The sequence below is a fragment of the Ochrobactrum sp. SFR4 genome (assembly GCF_019730395.1).
Classification (GTDB): Bacteria; Pseudomonadota; Alphaproteobacteria; order Rhizobiales; family Rhizobiaceae; genus Pseudochrobactrum.
In genome coordinates this window covers 1-265 of sequence record NZ_JAAPBB010000873.1, presented here as the reverse complement: position 1 = coordinate 265, position 265 = coordinate 1, and the positions used below count along the sequence as shown (strand labels likewise).

General features: G+C 54.3%; 1 protein-coding gene. It reads left to right on the top strand.

Going from position 1 to position 265, the window contains the following annotated elements:
- Positions 1-265 (top strand): SDR family NAD(P)-dependent oxidoreductase (locus HBA93_RS21580; protein WP_221724614.1); only part of this gene is annotated, 265 nt, incomplete at both ends.

Sequence of the window (265 nt, the reverse complement as noted above, 5' to 3'; positions counted from 1 at the left end):
CTCGGACGATAAACAGGTCGCAAGCCTGATGGAGCAGGCTGCACAGCCTTTTGGCCCCGTAGAACTGCTGGTCAATAATGCTTCCGTCTTTGAAGATGACCGTATCGGCTCCCTCACCCATGATCTCTGGGATCGTCATTTTGCGGTGCATGTCAAAGCGCCGGTCTTTCTGGCGCAGGCCATGGCAGAGGCTCTGCCGGAAGGTAAGCAAGGGCTGATTATCAATATCACCGACCAGCGCGTACAAAAACTCAACCCGCAATTC